The organism is Tenacibaculum piscium (assembly GCF_021390755.1).
GTDB lineage: Bacteria > Bacteroidota > Bacteroidia > Flavobacteriales > Flavobacteriaceae > Polaribacter > Polaribacter piscius.
In genome coordinates, this window is the sequence record NZ_JAJGWR010000002.1 from 11,436 (window position 1) to 28,488 (window position 17,053).

The following is a 17,053-nucleotide window of genomic DNA, read 5'->3' on the forward strand; positions in this document are numbered from 1 at the left end:
GTAAACATTTATTAACACTAAAGGCAAACTGTTAACCTTTAATTAAATAACAATAGTTAAACATAGCCTTAATTTGTATAACAGAAATTAAACAAATCAAAATGAAAAAAATAGTCTTAAAAGCTTTTGTAGTAGCGGCATTATTAACAGGAACTACGACTTTCATTAGTTGTGGAAGTGATGAGCCAGAAGTTATTGAAGGTGGTACAGGAACAGGTACTAACCAAGAAGGAACTAAACTTGAAGGAAGAGTTAGTGGTACAATTACCTTAGATGCTTCAAAAGAATATAAGTTAACAGGTTCTTATATTATAGAAGATGGTGGACAATTAATTATTCCTGCAGGGACTAAAATTACGGTTACAGGAACTGGTACAGAAGCATATATTGCGGTATTAATGGGTGGTAAAATTGATATTCAAGGTACAGCAAGCAAGCCTGTCACCATGTCTTCAGCAAATGGAAAACCTGGAGATTGGGGAGGTTTAACTATCTGTGGAAAAGCAACAACAACTGCTGGTGTAGAAGCAGAAGCAGAAGTTGGTGGTTTCAAATATGGTGGAACTGCTGATACTGATAACTCTGGTTCTATTAAGAATTTAATTATTAAAGGAACAGGAGCTTCTATTAACTCTGAATCTCAATATAATGGAATTTCATTATATGCTGTTGGTTCTGGTACTATTATTGAAGATGTAGCTGTAATTGATGGTTCTGATGATGGTATTGAATTTTTTGGAGGTACCGTTTCTGTTAAAAACATCTACTTAGAAAATAACGAAGACGATTCAATTGACTGGACAGAAGGTTGGAATGGAACTGTTGAAAATGCCTATGTTTCTCATACAAAAGCAGGCTTTTCAACTGTATTAGAAGGGGATAAAGCAAATAAGAATCCTAAATTTATTAATTTAACAGCTGTTTCTACAGTAGAAGAAGTTGTTAAAGATAAACCTACTACTGCATTACAATTCAAAAAACAATCTGGAGCAACGATTACAGGATTGTCTTTAACAGGGTATCAAAAAAATATTGACATGAAAGATAGCGGAGCGTTATCAAATGTTAAAATTGAAGGTGAAGATGCAAATCCAGCAACAAACTATACAAAAGCAGCTACGGTAAACGTAAAAGACTTTAGTTGGGTTAATTCATCTGTAGATGTAAATACTGATTTATTACAAGGAACTGTTACTGGAGAAGTTACTTTAGATCCATCAATAGCTTATAAATTAACGGGGTCTTATATCGTACAAGACGGTGGGAAATTAACCATTCCTGCTGGAACTAAAATTACAGTTACAGGAAGTGGTACAGAAGCATATATTGCTGTATTAATGGGCGGTAAAATTGACATTCAAGGAACAGCAAGTAATCCTGTTACTATGTCATCGCCAAATGCAAAACCTGGAGATTGGGGAGGTTTAACTATCTGTGGAAAAGCAACAACAACGGCTGGTGTAGGTGCAGAAGCTGAAGTTGGTGGTTTTAAATACGGTGGAACTGCAAATGCTGATAATTCTGGTTCTATTAAATATTTAATCATAAAAGGAACAGGAGCTTCTATTAATTCAGAATCTCAATATAATGGAGTTTCATTATATGCTGTTGGATCAGGAACAACTATTGAAAATGTAGCTGTAATCGATGGTTCTGATGATGGTATTGAATTTTTTGGAGGAACAGTATCTGTTAAAAACATCTACTTAGAAAACAACGAAGACGATTCAATTGACTGGACAGAAGGTTGGAACGGAACTGTTGAAAATGCTTATATTTCACACTCTAAAACTGGTTTTTCAACGGCTTTAGAAGGAGATAAAGCAAACAACAATCCTAAATTTGTTAATTTAACAGCTGTTTCTACTGTAGAAGGAACTGCATTACAATTCAAAAAAGAATCTGGAGCAACTATTACAGGATTATCTTTAACAGGATATGGTAAAAATATCGACATGAAAGATAACGGAGCGTTATCAAATGTTAAAATTGAAGGTGAAGATGCAAATCCAGCAACAAACTACACAAAAGCCGCTACAGTAAACGTAAAAGACTTTGGTTGGGTAAATTCATCTGTCGATGTAAACTCAGACTTATTACAAGGAACTGTTACTGGTGAAGTTACTTTAGATCCATCAGTAGCTTATAAATTAACAGGTTCTTATATTGTACAAGCTGGTGGAAAATTAATCATTCCTGCTGGAACTAAAATTACCGTTACAGGAAGTGGTACAGAAGCATATATTGCCGTATTAATGGGTGGTAAAATTGAAATTCAAGGTACAGAAAGTACTCCTGTTATAATGTCTTCACCAAAAGGGAAACCTGGAGATTGGGGAGGTTTAACCATCTGTGGAAAAGCAACAACAACCGCTGGTGTAAAAGCTGAAGCTGAAGTTGGAGGTTTTAAATACGGAGGAACTTCTGATGCTGATAGTTCAGGATCAATTAAAAACTTAGTAATTAAAGGAACAGGAGCTTCAATTAACTCTGAATCTCAATATAATGGAATTTCATTATACGCAGTTGGTTCAGGTACAGTAATTGAAAATGTAGCTGTAATTGATGGAGCTGATGATGGTATTGAATTTTTTGGAGGAACAGTATCTGTTACAAATATTTACTTAGAAAACAACGAAGACGATTCAATCGACTGGACAGAAGGATGGAACGGAACCGTTGAAAACTCTTATATTTCACACTCTAAAGAAGGTTTTTCAACAGCTTTAGAAGGAGATAAAGCAAACAACAACCCTAAATTTATTAACTTAACGGCTGTTTCTAGTGTAAACGGAACTGCATTACAATTTAAGAAAGAATCTGGAGCTATCATTACAAACTTACATTTAGATGGATATGATAAAAACATCGACATGAAAGATAATGGAAAGTTATCAAATGTTAAAATTGATGGCGCTGATGCTTCAAAAGAAGATACCTATAACGAAGGAACTAAAGTTGATACTTCAAAATGGTCTTGGAAAAACGCAAGTTTATAAGCCTGAAAATTTGAAGCAATTTGCTTACTAATTTTTAAATATTAATTAATCCAGAGAAGTTCGCTTCTCTGGATTTTTTTTTGAGGATAATTTTTCGAAGATAATTTTTCGCGCTTTTTAAAAGTTGTTTACTATTCTTTAAAAGGTTATTTTGCATTAAAAATTATTCTGTGCAAAATTTATCAACTTTTCAAGTATACAACGCATCAGCTGGAAGTGGAAAAACCTTTACGCTTGTTAAAGAATATCTAAAAGTTTTATTAAAAACAGACGATGTTTTTAAGTTTCAAAAAATATTAGCCATTACTTTTACCAATAAAGCGGCGGGTGAAATGAAAGCACGTGTTTTAGAAAATTTACAAACATTCTCCGAAGGAAAAGAAAATGATTTGTTAAAAATTATTATCAAAGAAATTTCGCTTGATACACAAATTAAAACCAAAATTGATACACAAAAAATACAGCAACGAAGCAAAAAAATAGTCGAAGCAATTTTAAAAAATTATTCGGCATTTTCAATTACAACTATTGATAGTTTTACCCATAAAATCATCAAAAGCTTTGCCTATGATTTAGGATTGCCACTAAATTTTGAAGTGGAAATGGATGCAATTTCATTATTGAATCAAGCCGTTGATGTGTTAATTTCTAAAATCGGGGTCGATACCGATTTAACCAAACTATTAATCGATTTTTCGCTCGATAAAGCTGATGATGATAAATCATGGGATATTTCACTTGAATTAAATGAGTTTTCGAGAATCTTGTTAAATGAAGATGATATCCAGCATTTTAGAAAACTTGAAGATAAAAAATTAAGTGATTTCACCAATTTAAAAAGTAAATTATTTAAAGATCAACAACAAATTAAAACCCGATTCTTAGAAATTGGAAAAAAAGGAATCGCAATAATTGAAACCACACAATTAGAACATAAAGATTTTTACTATTCTATGTTGCCAAAGCATTTTTTAGCGTTATCTGAAAATCCTGCCAAAGCAAAATTTTTTGAACAAACAAAACTTCGAGAACGTATTGAAGAAAATTTCTTTTATGCAAAATCAAAATCAGCCTCTATAAAAAATGCTATTGAAGGAATTTTACCAGAATTATTATCTTTATATATGGAATCTGAAAAGTTGTATCAGCAATTTTTAATGAACAGATTAGCCTTAAAAAGCGTAATTCCGTTAGCCGTTTTAAATTATATAAATCTTGAATTAACACATATTAAAGAAGAAAATAACTTGCGATTAAATGCTGAATTTAATCAATTAATTTCTGATAATATAAAAGACCAACCCGCACCATTTATTTACGAACGAATTGGACAACGATTTATGCATTATTTTATTGATGAAATGCAGGATACATCAGTGTTACAATGGGAAAATATTATTCCGTTAATAGACAATGCCTTGGCACAAGAAGATAGTAATTTGCTTTTAGTTGGAGACGGAAAACAAGCTATTTATCGTTGGCGTGGTGGAAAAGCAACACAATTTATTTCCTTGGGAGCTAGTGCCGAAAATCCGTTTCATATCGACAAAGAAATAAAAACACTAGATACCAACTTTAGAAGTTATAGCGAAATTATTGATTTTAATAATCAGTTTTTTCAACATACCGCTAATTTTTTGGAAAATCAAGACTATAAAAACCTATTTATTGAAGGAAATAAACAATCAACAACAGCTAAAAAAGGCGGTTTTGTATCCCTTTCCTTTTTAGACAAAGAAGAAGAAAAAGCTGATGAGGTTTTAAAATATCCGAAGAAAGTTTTAGAAACTATTCAAAAAGTTCAAAAGACATTTTCTTTAAATGAAATCTGCGTGTTGGTGCGTAAGAAAAAAGATGGTGTTGCTGTAGCAAATTATTTATCAGAAAATGGCGTTCAAATTATTTCTTCCGAAACATTATTACTCAAAAATAGCGCGAAAGTTACCTTTATTACCGATGTTTTACAAGTAATTCAGCATCCAAATGATAAAGAAGCATTATTAGAAGTACTCTATTTTTTACAACATCATTTGAAACTAGAAATAGCTAAAAATTTATTTATTTCAGAAATGATTCAGAAACCACTTGATGCCGTTTTTGAAGAATTTAAACAATATCAAATTTCATTCGATTTAATTAATTTTCATCAACTACCATTTTATGAAAAAATAGAAGAAATTATCCGAAGTTTTAAATTAATTGAAGCTTCCGATGCGTATGTGCAATTTTTCCTAGACATCGTTTTGGAACAACAACGAAAAGGAACAAGTATTCAAGAATTTCTAGATTTTTGGAACGATAAAAAAGAAAATTTAAGCATCGTAGCTCCCGAAACAGGCAATGCTGTGCAAATTATGACCATTCATAAATCCAAAGGATTGGAGTTTCCTGTCGTTATTTTTCCCTATGATTTAGATATTTATCGACAAATAAACCCTAAAATTTGGCTCGATGAATTACCAACAAATTTTGATGGTTTTCAAGAATTATTAGTGCCGTATAACAGCGATTTAAAATCAATAAATGAACGAAGTTTAGAAATTTATCAGCAACAACGAGAAGAAGTTGAATTGGATAATTTTAATCTTTTATATGTCGCACTAACTCGTGCTGTAGAGCAATTACACATCATTACAGAATATAAAATCACTACAAAAGGAGAAGAAAATACCAATCATTATTCAGGGATTTTTATCAACTATCTAAAAGAAAAAAATCGTTGGAATGATGGAAAATTAGACTATTATTTTGGAGAATCAAAAAGAATAAGTACGCCTAAAGAAAATTTTTATACCGCTGAAATTCAACAAGAATTTATTTCAACGCCTTGGCAAAATCATAATATCCATATGTTGGCGAGTGCCTCAAAGTTATGGGATACCGAACAAGGAAAAGCCATCGAATTTGGAAATTTAATTCATGAAATGATGGCTAAAATTTTCAATCAAAATGATGTTGAAAAAGTTGTGCATCAATATGAACAACAAGGAATTATAAATAAAAAACAAGCCGAAAATATTCAAAATGATATTTATAAAATTGTAAATCACCCAAAATTAAAACAATTTTACGCCAAAAATGTAACCGTATATAATGAACGAGAAATTGTAGATGTCGATAATCAAATCCTAATTCCCGATAGATTAGTGCTTTCACAAAACAATGACGTAACGATCTTAGATTATAAAACAGGAAAACCATCGAAAAGTTATCATCAGCAATTATTACGCTATGAACGTGTCTTAAAATCAATTAATTATAAAGTTGTTAAAAAATTACTCATATATATAAATAAAGAAATTTTAGTGGAAGAAGTATAGTTTTTTTTAAATTCAGTAATTAATAAGCAATTAATTAGCTCTTAAATTGTAAATATTAACAAGGAGAAACCACTGTATTTTCTAAGAAATCAATAAAGACTTTATACAGATTTAAATATATTAATTTAAAAACTTTTTTTTGTAATAAGTTTTTGTAGATTTGCTTTTGTAAATAAGTTATAACAACTTACATTTGCGGTATATATAAAACGAACTTTTAATTTAAATTATTTTATAATGAAACAAATCAAATTAGCTGTGATAGCTTTGTTTACGTTTGCTACTATAGCAACAACAAGCGCACAAGATTCAGATAACCCATGGGTTGTTGGTTTTGGAGTTAACAGTGTAGATGTAAGAGGTAACAGAAATTTTGAAGATTTAATTAAAGACGGATTAGGTACTTCAGACTGGAATATTTTACCATCTGTATCAAGAATATCTGTTGACAGATATTTAGATCAAGGTTTTTCTTTACAATTAGCGGGGTCTTTAAATAAGATTGAAACATATCTTAAGAAAGATGATATGGATGAGCTTTACTGGGCTATCGATGCAAACGTAAAGTATGATTTAGATCCTTTAGTAGATTTAATTTTCAAAGGAACAACTCAATATTTTGATCCTTATGTATATTTAGGAGGAGGTTATACTTCTTTAGCTGATGAAGGTACTGCAATGTTAAATGCTGGAGCTGGATTTAATACTTGGTTTAATGATAACTTAGGATTAAACTTCCAAACAGGAGCAAAGCATGATTTTGGTGATAAAGTAAGAGGTCATTATCAACACTCTATTGGTTTAGTTTTCAAATTTGGAGGCACTGATACTGATGGTGATGGTATTTTTGATAAAGATGATGCTTGTCCAGAAGTTGCTGGATTAAAAGAATTTAATGGTTGTCCTGATACAGATGCTGATGGAATTAAAGATGCAGATGATGCATGTCCAGAAGTTGCAGGTTTAGCTGCTTTAAACGGTTGTCCTGATACTGATGGTGATGGAATTGCTGATAAAGATGATGCTTGTCCTACTGTAAAAGGAACAAAAGCGAACAACGGATGTCCTGATACTGATGGTGATGGTGTTGTTGATTCTAAAGATAAATGTCCTACTGTTGCAGGTCCTGTAGATAACAATGGTTGTCCTTACGCAGATACTGATAAAGATGGTGTTTTAGATAAAGACGATAAATGTCCTAAAGTTGCAGGTGTTGCTTCTAACAATGGATGTCCTGAAGTAGTAATTACTAAAGCTGCTGAAAAGAAATTAAATGACTTCGCAAGAGCTATTTACTTTAACTCAGGAAGAACTACTTTTAAGCCTGGTGTTATTGCTAATTTAGATAGAATTGCGTCAATTATGAAGGAATACTCTAAAGCTAACTTTAGTGTTCAGGGTCATACTGATAGCCAAGGTAAAGCTGCTAGTAACTTAAGATTATCTGAAAAAAGAGCGAAAGCTGTTTTAGATTATTTAGCTAACAAAGCAGGTATTCCATCTTCTAGATTAACTTCTGCTGGATTTGGTGAAGACTATCCAATTGCTTCTAATAAAACAAGATCAGGTAGAGCTGAAAACAGACGTGTTGAAATTAAATTAGTAAAATAATTTTATTAAAACATTTATAATATTAAAAGCCTCACGTAAGTGAGGCTTTTTTTTATTTACTAAATTTATTAAAAATAGGCGTAAAGGTTTTTTAAATTCCCCTAAAAAAATTACCTTTGCACATTGAAAAAAGGAGCTAAAGCTCACGCTAGCAAATTAAATAACTTTAATTACATATAGTAATGTCTACAATAACAGGTAAAGTTTCTCAAATTATTGGTCCAGTTATCGATGTTGAGTTTAATACAGAAAATGCTGAATTACCAAAAATTTACGATTCATTAGAAATTAAAAAAGCTGATGGTTCAATTTTAGTATTAGAGGTTCAACAACATATAGGTGAAGATACAGTTCGTACTATTTCGATGGATGCAACTGATGGTTTAAGTAGAGGTACAGAAGTTATCGCTACAGGTAATCCAATTCAAATGCCAATAGGTAAAGATATTTATGGACGTTTGTTTAACGTTACAGGAGATGCTATTGATGGTTTAGGTGATTTACCTAAAACAGGAGATGCAGGTTTGTCAATCCACCGTCAAGCACCAAAATTTGAAGATTTATCTGTATCAACAGAAGTTTTATTTACAGGTATTAAAGTAATTGATTTAATTGAGCCGTACGCAAAAGGAGGTAAAATTGGATTATTTGGTGGAGCAGGAGTAGGTAAAACCGTATTAATTCAGGAGCTAATTAACAACATCGCAAAAGGACATGGAGGTTTATCTGTATTCGCAGGTGTTGGTGAAAGAACTCGTGAAGGAAACGATTTATTAAGAGAGATGTTAGAATCTGGAATTATCAAATATGGTGATGATTTTATGCATTCTATGGAAGAAGGAGGATGGGATTTATCAAAAGTTGATAAACCAGGAATGAGAGACTCTAAAGCTACTTTCGTATTCGGACAAATGAACGAACCACCTGGAGCACGTGCACGTGTTGCCTTATCTGGTTTATCTATTGCTGAATATTTCCGTGATGGAGCAGGAGAAGCACAAGGAAAAGACGTTCTTTTCTTCGTTGATAATATCTTCCGTTTTACACAAGCAGGTTCTGAGGTATCGGCTTTATTAGGTCGTATGCCATCTGCAGTAGGATACCAACCAACATTAGCTACCGAAATGGGAGCAATGCAAGAGCGTATTACTTCTACTAAAAAAGGTTCTATTACATCTGTACAAGCAGTTTATGTACCTGCAGATGATTTAACAGATCCAGCACCAGCAACAACATTTGCCCATTTAGATGCAACTACAGTATTATCTCGTAAAATTGCAGAATTAGGTATTTATCCTGCAGTAGATCCTTTAGATTCTACTTCAAGAATTTTATCTGCTGAAGTTTTAGGAGCTGAACACTATGATACAGCAACAAGAGTAAAAGAAATTTTACAACGTTATAAAGAATTGCAAGATATTATTGCAATTTTAGGTATGGAAGAATTATCTGAAGAAGATAAATTAGTCGTTCACAGAGCACGTCGTGTACAACGTTTCTTATCACAGCCATTTCACGTAGCAGAACAATTTACAGGATTGAAAGGATGTTTAGTTGATATTAAAGATACCATTAAAGGATTTAACATGATTATGGATGGTGAATTAGATAAGTATCCAGAAGCAGCGTTTAACTTAAAAGGATCAATTCAAGAAGCAATTGATGCTGGTGAAAAAATGTTAACTGAAGCATAATTCAACGAATAATTAACAATAATTAATTAAATTATGTTTTTAGAAATTGTAACTCCAGAAGCTATCTTGTTTTCGTCAGAAGTAGATGCTGTTAGTGTACCAGGAATTAATGGTGAATTCCAAATGTTAAATAATCACGCCGCAGTGGTGTCTATTTTAACAAAAGGAACTGTTAAAATACACGTACATACACAAGATCATTTAGTCTTTGATGATTTACATGCAAGTATTATTCCTTTACCTGCAGACTCTAAAGTATTAACTTTAGATATCAAATCAGGAACTTTAGAAATGAAAGATAATAAAGTAATTATTCTTGCAGATTAATTATTTAACTTCATAAATTAAAAAAGCCAAACATTATGTTTGGCTTTTTTTTATTTTAAGTATCTTTGTTTCGTATGAAAGTAGCATTTTTATTTATTGGAGGTCCAGAGATTTTTGTAATCATATTAATTGTGGTCATGTTATTTGGTGCAGATAAAATTCCTGAAATTGCCAGAGGCTTAGGGAAAGGTATCCGTCAGGTAAAAGATGCAACGAATGATATTAAAAAAGAAATCAATAATACAGCAAAAAATCAGGGCATAGATACTGATTTTGTAAAAGATATCGATAAAGAAGTAACCAAGGTTAAAGATGATATTGATGATTTTACAGGACCAATAAAACGTCAGTTTTAAAATTTATTTAACCCGACTAATCGTTAATCCATCACGAATTGGTAATAAAACCGTTTCTATACGAGGGTCTTCGTTTAATTTTTTATTATACTCTAAAAGAATTTTTGTATCAATATCTTTAGGATTTAATTCTTCTACAACTTTTCCACTCCAAAGTACATTATCTGATAAAATAACGCCACCAGTATTCATTTTATCAATAATTAAATCAAAATAATTTAGATAATTTGATTTATCGGCATCAATAAAAACTAAGTCAAATTTGCTGTCTATTGTAGGAATGATATCCAAAGCATTTCCGATATATTGCTTTATTTGATTTTTATAATCAGATTTTTCAAAATAAGTAGCCTGAAGTTCTTCTAATTCTTCATTTTTATCGATAGTGTGTAGCGTTCCATTTTTATGCAATCCTTCGGCTAATGATAAGGCGGAATATCCTGTGTAAGTTCCTATTTCTAAAATTGTTTTAGGCTGTATTAATTTTGATATCATCGATAAAACTCTTCCTTGAAAAGCACCGCTTAGCATCCGTGGATTTAATACTTTTTGCCAAGTTTCTCGGGTTAATTCTTGTAATATTTTCGGTTCTTGTTGCGAATGATTCACAACATATTGGTCGATTTTATCTGGTAAAAAGTGCATGATTATTTATTATAAATATTAATTAAATATATTGAAATTAATTAGTTGATTTTTTTAAAATAGCTAATTCTTTTTTTAATTTTTCTTTTTCTTTTGATGATAAGCAGAGCATTTCATTGTTGCAAATGTTCGCATTCATTTTAAAGATATGCGACATTTTAGTATTTTGTTTGGAATAACGTGAACAAATTTCACAAGCAATTAAATGGGTGTAAAGTTGTATTTTTTCAATTAAAGAAGCCTCTTTATATTGTGCTTTATTACAAATAGTAGTTGCTTTATTACAGGATATTTTCAGTTTTTTAAACATTTTTTGCTCGTTTATTGAACATATTTAAGATTAAGTATTATTTATGAAACCAATTTTTTTCCATACAGTTTCTTAGTTGTGTTCTTGCTCTATGAATAATAACCCATAAATTTGACGGTGTAATCCCTAATTCCTTACAAATTTCTTCGGTTTCAAATTCTTGAATTGTTTTCATTCTAAAAACGATGGCATATTTTTCAGGAAGGCTATTGATACAATGTTCTAATTGTGTTTTTAATTCTTCATTTTCAATGTTTTTTTCGATGTCACTATTCCAATCTTGAGGGATACGCTCTTCAATCCAATCGCCTTGATTTTCACCACTTTCATAAAAATTCATTCGAACTTCGGCTTTTCCTTTTGTTGAATTTATTTTTCGATAATAATCAATAATTTTTCTTTTTAAGATGGAAATTAGCCATGTTTTTTCACTTGCTTTTCCTTGAAAATTTTTGGCTGATTTAAGTCCTGCAAAAAAGGTTTCTTGTACTAAATCTTTAGAAATATTAGCATCATTTACTCGAGATATTGCATATTTAAATAAATAATCTGCATATAAATCGACCCATTTATCGGGCGTTAAAGTATTGGATTTATTGGTTTGGCTCATCACTTTCAAATATAAGTTATTTTTTACTTAAAAGGACTTATTTTTGATGGAGCAATCTATCAGAAAAAGATATTATTAGCCTATGAATCATCAAAAATAAAATACGTTGGAACTTTACTTTTACAGATTTTTCAATAAAATATTTCCGTATTTTTACCAACAAGAAAATTTAAAAAATGTCAGTAGCAAAAAAGCAATATAAAAGAGTTACCACGAAATCATTAGTGGACATGAAAGCAAACGGAGAAAAAATTTCGATGCTTACTGCCTATGATTATACGATGGCAAAAATTGTAGACGGAGCAGGAGTTGACGTTATTTTGGTTGGAGATTCAGCATCGAATGTAATGGCGGGGCATGAAACTACGTTGCCTATTACGCTTGACCAAATGATTTATCATGCGAGTTCGGTAATTCGTGCTATTGAGCGTTGTTTGGTAGTCGTTGATTTGCCTTTTGGAACCTATCAAGGAAATTCTAAAAATGCACTAGATTCCGCTATCAGAATCATGAAAGAATCTGGTGGACACGCCGTGAAATTAGAAGGAGGAAGCGAAATTGGAGAATCTATTTCTCGAATATTAACTGCAGGAATTCCTGTAATGGGACACTTAGGATTAACGCCACAATCGATCTATAAATTTGGAACCTACACCGTTAGAGCCAAGGAAGATGAAGAGGCAGAAAAGTTATTAAAAGATGCCAAATTATTGGAAGAATTAGGGTGTTTTGCCTTAGTTTTAGAAAAAGTTCCCGCAGCGTTAGCAACAAAAGTTGCCGAAAGTTTAACGATACCTGTCATCGGAATTGGTGCTGGTGGTGGCGTAGACGGGCAGGTTTTAGTAACTCATGATATGATTGGAATGACCCATGAATTTAATCCGCGTTTTTTACGTAGATATTTAGATTTATATACCGAAATGACTGGTGCTTTTGAAAGTTATATTGCCGATGTTAAATCGAAAGACTTTCCAAACGAAAAGGAACAATATTAATAGCGTATCCATTAAAAAGCTTTCTGAAAAGAAGGCTTTTTTTATTTTAAAGACTTTTTAAAAGATGATGAAAATACTACACTTAGATTCAAATCACGCATTACTTTTAAATCAATTAAACGATTTAGGTTTTATAAATGAACAAGATTATACCGCATCAAAAGAAATAATAGAAACTAAAATTAATCAATATGATGGAATTATTATCCGAAGTAGGTTCACTATTGATAAACAATTTTTAGACAAAGCAACCAACTTAAAATTCATCGGAAGAGTAGGCGCAGGACTTGAAAATATTGATTGTGAATATGCGAGTCAAAAAGGAATTCATTTAATTTCAGCTCCTGAAGGAAATAGAAACGCGGTTGGTGAACATGCTTTAGGAATGTTATTATCACTTTTCAATAAATTTAGAAAAGCAGATACTGAAGTTAGAAATGGTAAATGGTTGCGAGAAGAAAATCGAGGAATCGAATTAGATGGCAAAACCGTTGGTTTAATTGGTTATGGAAATATGGGAAAATCATTTGCAAAAAAACTGCGAGGTTTTGATGTAAAAGTACTTTGTTATGATATCAAACCTAATGTTGGTGATGAAAATTGTACCCAAGTTTCTTTAGAAGAATTACAACAAAAATCCGATGTTTTAAGTTTACACACACCACAAACTTCAGTAACTACAAATATGATAAATACCGATTTTATCAATGCTTTTTCGAAACCTTTTTGGTTACTAAATACGGCAAGAGGAAAATCGGTCGTTACTTCGGATTTAGTGGAAGCCTTGAAATCAGCAAAAATTTTAGGCGCAGGTTTAGATGTGTTAGAATATGAGAAAAAATCTTTCGAAAACTTATTTGTAAATCAAGAGATGCCCGAAGCATTCCAATATTTAATAAAGGCAGATAATATCTTATTATCGCCACACGTAGCAGGTTGGACCTTAGAAAGTAAGCAAAAATTAGCCCAAACTATTGTTGATAAAATAAAAAAGATTATTTAAAGGTAGAATAAATAAGTTTAATTAATTAAAATTCACCTCTTTTTTATACATTTAGCATTCAATAATAATAATACTATATACTACTATGAGTTTAATTGATGAAAATAAATTAACAGTTCAAAATCAGGAAAGTAAACGTGTTTTAGGAGGTGTTTTAGCAATTTTAATAGGACCATTAGGTATTCATAAATTTGCATTAGGATATACCAAAGAAGGCTTAATAATGTTATTAGGAAGTGTTCTTACTTGCGGATTAGCAGCACCTATTTTTGCAATTATTTCTTTAGTTGAAGGAATTACGTATTTAACAAAATCTGATGAAGAATTTATAAATATGTATCAAGTAAATAAAAAAGGTTGGTTTTAATTCGTTTTAGAAAACGTGTAATAAAAAAATAAAATGGAAGAAAGCAACAACATTTCGAAAGAAAATTTAAAAGAAAAAGCATCAGAATTTGCTGGAAAAGCAAGTGAACACGTTGCCGACGCAATGGAAGGTGTAAAAGCAAAAGTAGGTGAAGTCTTATCAGATGAAACAGTTCAAGACATCAAAAATAAAGCTGCTGAATTTGCTGATGAAGCTAAAGAAACTTTAGAAGAAGTGTCTGAAAAGGCATCAGAGTTTGCGAGTAAAGCAAGTGAAGAGCTTGCCGATTTTGCTGAAGATGCTCAAGAAGAGTTTAAAGAAGCAACTACGAAAGCTAAGAAAATTATCAAAGATTTATTAGATTAGTATTAAGAAATAATAGATAAAAAAGCATCGTTTTAATAAACGATGCTTTTTAATTTAATAAATCAAAAAAGAAATAAAACAGTACTTTTTATTTTTTACGTAATTCTAACGCTTCTTGCTTTTTCTCTTCGTTACGTTCAATTTTATGTTCAGGTCGTGTCCATTTAGGCTTTTCACCCAAGTTTTCAAAAGCAGAATCTTTTGCTTCTACCGTTTGTGGTTGTACCTTTTTAGTAAAAGGTTTCTGAGGATTTAAACCTAGCATTTTAAACATTTTCATATCTTCATCAACATCAGGATTTGGCGTTGTTAATAATTTATCACCAGCAAAAATAGAATTTGCACCTGCAAAGAAACACATTGCTTGTCCTTCTCTACTCATTTGCGTTCTTCCTGCCGATAAACGAACCTGAGTTTCAGGTAAAACGATACGTGCAGTAGCTACCATACGAACCATATCCCAAATTTCAACAGGTTTTTGATCTTCCAAAGGAGTTCCTTCAACAGCAACCAACGCATTAATTGGCGTAGATTCTGGCTGAGGACTTAAAGTAGATAAAGCCACTAACATTCCAGCTCTATCTTCTGCATTTTCACCCATTCCAATAATTCCACCAGAACAAACAGTTACGTTTGTTTTACGCACATTATCAATCGTATCTAATCTATCTTGATATCCACGTGTAGAAATCACTTCTTTATAATATTCTTCCGATGAATCTAAGTTATGATTATAGGCGTATAAACCAGCTTCTGCCAAACGTTGTGCTTGGTTTTCAGTAACCATTCCTAAAGTACAGCAAACCTCCATATCCAATTTATTAATGGTTCTAACCATGTCTAAAACTTGGTCAAATTCAGGACCATCTTTTACATTTCTCCAAGCCGCACCCATACAAACACGAGAACTTCCGCTCGATTTTGCTCTTAAAGCTTGTGCTTTTACTTGACGTACTGACATTAAATCATTTCCATCAACATTGGTATGATAACGTGCCGCTTGCGGACAATATCCACAATCTTCCGAACAACCACCAGTTTTTATAGATAACAATGTAGAAACCTGTACTACATTAGGGTCATGACTTTTTCTATGAATTGTTGCAGCTTCATATAAAAGCTCCATTAAAGGTTTATTATATATTTCAAGAACTTCTTCTTTCGTCCAGTTATGTCTTACTTCACTCATAAAAATCAAGTTATTTGTAATGTCAAAAATAGCAATATTATTTTGATATTAATACAGAAACAGCATTTCCGCCAAAACCAACAGCATTTACTAAAATATTTTTTATTTTTTTCGGATGATTTTGTTTTTCAGCAAACGGAACTTCAATTACTTTCTGATGTTGTAAAATTAGTATTGCTAACTCCAAACTAAGTAATCCAGAAGTACCAAAAGTATGCCCAACTTTCCATTTATTGGTGGTTAAAAAAGGTTTTTTATCGCCAAAAACTTCATGAATGGCATTAATTTCAGATTGATCACCTTTAATAGTTCCAGGAGCGTGCATTACAATAACATCAATATCATCCATAGAAATATCAGCTAAAGCCATTTTCATAGATTTTTGAAAACAGTCGGCATTTGCAGAAACAGATGTATTATGTTTTAAAACTTCCGTAGCAAAACCGATGCCTTTAATAAGTGCGATTGCATTTTCTTGAACACCTTTTTCTAAACAAAAAACAGCAGCAGCTTCACCCAAAACCATGGTATTTTTCTGTTTATCTAAATCAAAAGCTTTACAAGGATATTCATCTGTTTCTTTCGAATAGACTTTTAAAGCTTGCATTTGTGCGATAGTAAAATCGGTTAAAGAAGCTTCACTTGCGCCAATCATAAATTTTTCTGACATACCAGATTGTAACCAAGCAATTCCATTTAATAAAGAGTGTAAGCCGGTAGAACAGGTAATAGAATGTGAAATTTCAGGACCATTTGATTGTAAATCGTGAGCAATCCAAGAAGAAATATTTCCTAAAGTGGTGGTTGGCGAACTTAAAGTTGCTGATTTTCCTGTTTCTAAAAACTCTTTATGATATTTTTCAAACAAAGAAGTTGCACCTCTTGACGAGCCAATATTAATTCCAAAGTTATCTTCTGATGTCCAATTTGTTTTTTCAATTGCTTTTCTGGCAACATAAATTGTGTATAAAACCGAATCATCTAAACTTTTGTATTTATTATCTGAATTTCTGATAATATCAATTGCAAGTTTATCTTCATCAGTTAAGCTTCCTGTCCAAACAGTTTCTTTTAAACTTAGAAAATGTTTTTGGTTTAGATAATTCTCCCAAATTTGATTAGCATTACTACCTAAAGCAGAAACTGAAGCAAAAGAGGTAATAGAAATAGATTGTTTCAATACATTTAATTTTCTGCAAAAATAAAGGTAAAATCAAGTATTACGAAATAAATAAATATTTATATTGTCAAAAAAAGCAAG

The 17,053-nt window shown here is 31.6% G+C and carries 15 protein-coding genes; 10 read left to right on the top strand and 5 right to left on the bottom strand.

Features of this window, described 5'->3' with window-relative positions; genetic code table 11:
• Positions 1-101 precede the first annotated feature (101 nt).
• From L0U72_RS04045 to L0U72_RS04070, 6 genes are all read left to right on the top strand, one after another.
• The gene (locus L0U72_RS04045; RefSeq protein ID WP_233898484.1) at positions 102-2,999 is read left to right on the top strand and encodes a hypothetical protein; all 2,898 of its coding nucleotides are present in this window, start codon (positions 102-104) and stop codon (positions 2,997-2,999) included.
• Between the two features lie 170 nt (positions 3,000-3,169).
• The gene (locus L0U72_RS04050; protein ID WP_233898485.1) at positions 3,170-6,319 is read left to right on the top strand and encodes a UvrD-helicase domain-containing protein; all 3,150 of its coding nucleotides are present in this window, start codon (positions 3,170-3,172) and stop codon (positions 6,317-6,319) included.
• A gap of 237 nt (positions 6,320-6,556) precedes the next feature.
• Positions 6,557-7,930, top strand: coding sequence for an OmpA family protein (locus tag L0U72_RS04055; RefSeq protein ID WP_233898486.1), 1,374 nt, complete (start codon positions 6,557-6,559; stop codon positions 7,928-7,930).
• Positions 7,931-8,112: 182 nt separating this feature from the next.
• The gene (atpD, locus tag L0U72_RS04060) at positions 8,113-9,624 is read left to right on the top strand and encodes a F0F1 ATP synthase subunit beta (RefSeq protein WP_101917854.1); all 1,512 of its coding nucleotides are present in this window, start codon (positions 8,113-8,115) and stop codon (positions 9,622-9,624) included.
• A 33-nt stretch (positions 9,625-9,657) separates the two neighbouring features.
• Positions 9,658-9,951 (top strand): FoF1 ATP synthase subunit delta/epsilon, encoded by a 294-nt coding sequence (locus L0U72_RS04065; protein ID WP_101917853.1) that lies wholly within the window; start codon positions 9,658-9,660, stop codon positions 9,949-9,951.
• 74 nt (positions 9,952-10,025) lie between these two features.
• Positions 10,026-10,307 carry a Sec-independent protein translocase subunit TatA/TatB gene (locus tag L0U72_RS04070; protein WP_233884702.1) on the top strand — a complete coding sequence of 94 codons (282 nt, stop codon included), beginning with the start codon at positions 10,026-10,028 and terminating at the stop codon, positions 10,305-10,307.
• 3 nt (positions 10,308-10,310) lie between these two features.
• On the opposite strand, the gene L0U72_RS04075 is transcribed toward L0U72_RS04070, so the two are convergent.
• The 3 genes from L0U72_RS04075 to L0U72_RS04085 are packed head-to-tail and all read right to left on the bottom strand — an operon-like array spanning position 10,311 to position 11,872.
• Positions 10,311-10,952: an O-methyltransferase gene (locus L0U72_RS04075; protein WP_233884701.1), complete on the bottom strand. Its 642-nt coding sequence runs from the start codon at positions 10,950-10,952 to the stop codon at positions 10,311-10,313.
• Positions 10,953-10,989: 37 nt separating this feature from the next.
• Positions 10,990-11,262, bottom strand: coding sequence for a hypothetical protein (locus L0U72_RS04080; RefSeq protein WP_233898487.1), 273 nt, complete (start codon positions 11,260-11,262; stop codon positions 10,990-10,992).
• Positions 11,263-11,299: 37 nt separating this feature from the next.
• Complete coding sequence (locus tag L0U72_RS04085; protein ID WP_233884699.1) at positions 11,300-11,872, bottom strand: sigma-70 family RNA polymerase sigma factor; 573 nt, start codon at positions 11,870-11,872, stop codon at positions 11,300-11,302.
• Positions 11,873-12,048: 176 nt separating this feature from the next.
• On the opposite strand from L0U72_RS04085, the gene panB reads away from it, so the two are divergent.
• The 4 genes from panB to L0U72_RS04105 all read left to right on the top strand — a co-directional run bounded on the left by panB (position 12,049) and on the right by L0U72_RS04105 (position 14,603).
• Positions 12,049-12,867: a 3-methyl-2-oxobutanoate hydroxymethyltransferase gene (gene panB, locus L0U72_RS04090; RefSeq protein ID WP_233897943.1), complete on the top strand. Its 819-nt coding sequence runs from the start codon at positions 12,049-12,051 to the stop codon at positions 12,865-12,867.
• A 67-nt stretch (positions 12,868-12,934) separates the two neighbouring features.
• Positions 12,935-13,870, top strand: a complete 936-nt coding sequence (locus L0U72_RS04095) for a 2-hydroxyacid dehydrogenase (RefSeq protein WP_233898679.1) — start codon at positions 12,935-12,937, stop codon at positions 13,868-13,870.
• An 85-nt stretch (positions 13,871-13,955) separates the two neighbouring features.
• Positions 13,956-14,237: a TM2 domain-containing protein gene (locus tag L0U72_RS04100; RefSeq protein ID WP_101917847.1), complete on the top strand. Its 282-nt coding sequence runs from the start codon at positions 13,956-13,958 to the stop codon at positions 14,235-14,237.
• A gap of 33 nt (positions 14,238-14,270) precedes the next feature.
• On the top strand, positions 14,271-14,603 hold the full coding sequence (locus tag L0U72_RS04105) for a hypothetical protein (protein ID WP_233898488.1): 333 nt from the start codon (positions 14,271-14,273) through the stop codon (positions 14,601-14,603).
• An 88-nt stretch (positions 14,604-14,691) separates the two neighbouring features.
• Here the strand turns inward: L0U72_RS04105 and bioB are convergent, their stop codons facing one another.
• Together bioB and L0U72_RS04115 are read right to left on the bottom strand one after the other, a co-directional pair.
• Positions 14,692-15,792, bottom strand: coding sequence for a biotin synthase BioB (gene bioB / locus L0U72_RS04110; RefSeq protein ID WP_233898489.1), 1,101 nt, complete (start codon positions 15,790-15,792; stop codon positions 14,692-14,694).
• Between the two features lie 37 nt (positions 15,793-15,829).
• The gene (locus tag L0U72_RS04115; RefSeq protein ID WP_233898490.1) at positions 15,830-16,972 is read right to left on the bottom strand and encodes a beta-ketoacyl synthase N-terminal-like domain-containing protein; all 1,143 of its coding nucleotides are present in this window, start codon (positions 16,970-16,972) and stop codon (positions 15,830-15,832) included.
• Between the last annotated feature and the right edge of the window lie 81 nt (positions 16,973-17,053).

Bases quoted from the DNA above. Each gene is read 5' to 3' on its own strand.
- L0U72_RS04075 (WP_233884701.1), bottom strand. From the start codon at position 10,952: ATGCACTTTTTACCAGATAAAATCGACCAATATGTTGTGAATCATTCG.
- L0U72_RS04105 (WP_233898488.1), top strand. From the start codon at position 14,271: ATGGAAGAAAGCAACAACATTTCGAAAGAAAATTTAAAAGAAAAAGCA.
- L0U72_RS04070 (WP_233884702.1), top strand. From the start codon at position 10,026: ATGAAAGTAGCATTTTTATTTATTGGAGGTCCAGAGATTTTTGTAATC.
- L0U72_RS04100 (WP_101917847.1), top strand. From the start codon at position 13,956: ATGAGTTTAATTGATGAAAATAAATTAACAGTTCAAAATCAGGAAAGT.
- panB (WP_233897943.1), top strand. From the start codon at position 12,049: ATGTCAGTAGCAAAAAAGCAATATAAAAGAGTTACCACGAAATCATTA.
- L0U72_RS04065 (WP_101917853.1), top strand. From the start codon at position 9,658: ATGTTTTTAGAAATTGTAACTCCAGAAGCTATCTTGTTTTCGTCAGAA.
- atpD (WP_101917854.1), top strand. From the start codon at position 8,113: ATGTCTACAATAACAGGTAAAGTTTCTCAAATTATTGGTCCAGTTATC.
- bioB (WP_233898489.1), bottom strand. From the start codon at position 15,792: ATGAGTGAAGTAAGACATAACTGGACGAAAGAAGAAGTTCTTGAAATA.
- L0U72_RS04045 (WP_233898484.1), top strand. From the start codon at position 102: ATGAAAAAAATAGTCTTAAAAGCTTTTGTAGTAGCGGCATTATTAACA.
- L0U72_RS04080 (WP_233898487.1), bottom strand. From the start codon at position 11,262: ATGTTTAAAAAACTGAAAATATCCTGTAATAAAGCAACTACTATTTGT.
- L0U72_RS04085 (WP_233884699.1), bottom strand. From the start codon at position 11,872: ATGAGCCAAACCAATAAATCCAATACTTTAACGCCCGATAAATGGGTC.
- L0U72_RS04095 (WP_233898679.1), top strand. From the start codon at position 12,935: ATGAAAATACTACACTTAGATTCAAATCACGCATTACTTTTAAATCAA.
- L0U72_RS04055 (WP_233898486.1), top strand. From the start codon at position 6,557: ATGAAACAAATCAAATTAGCTGTGATAGCTTTGTTTACGTTTGCTACT.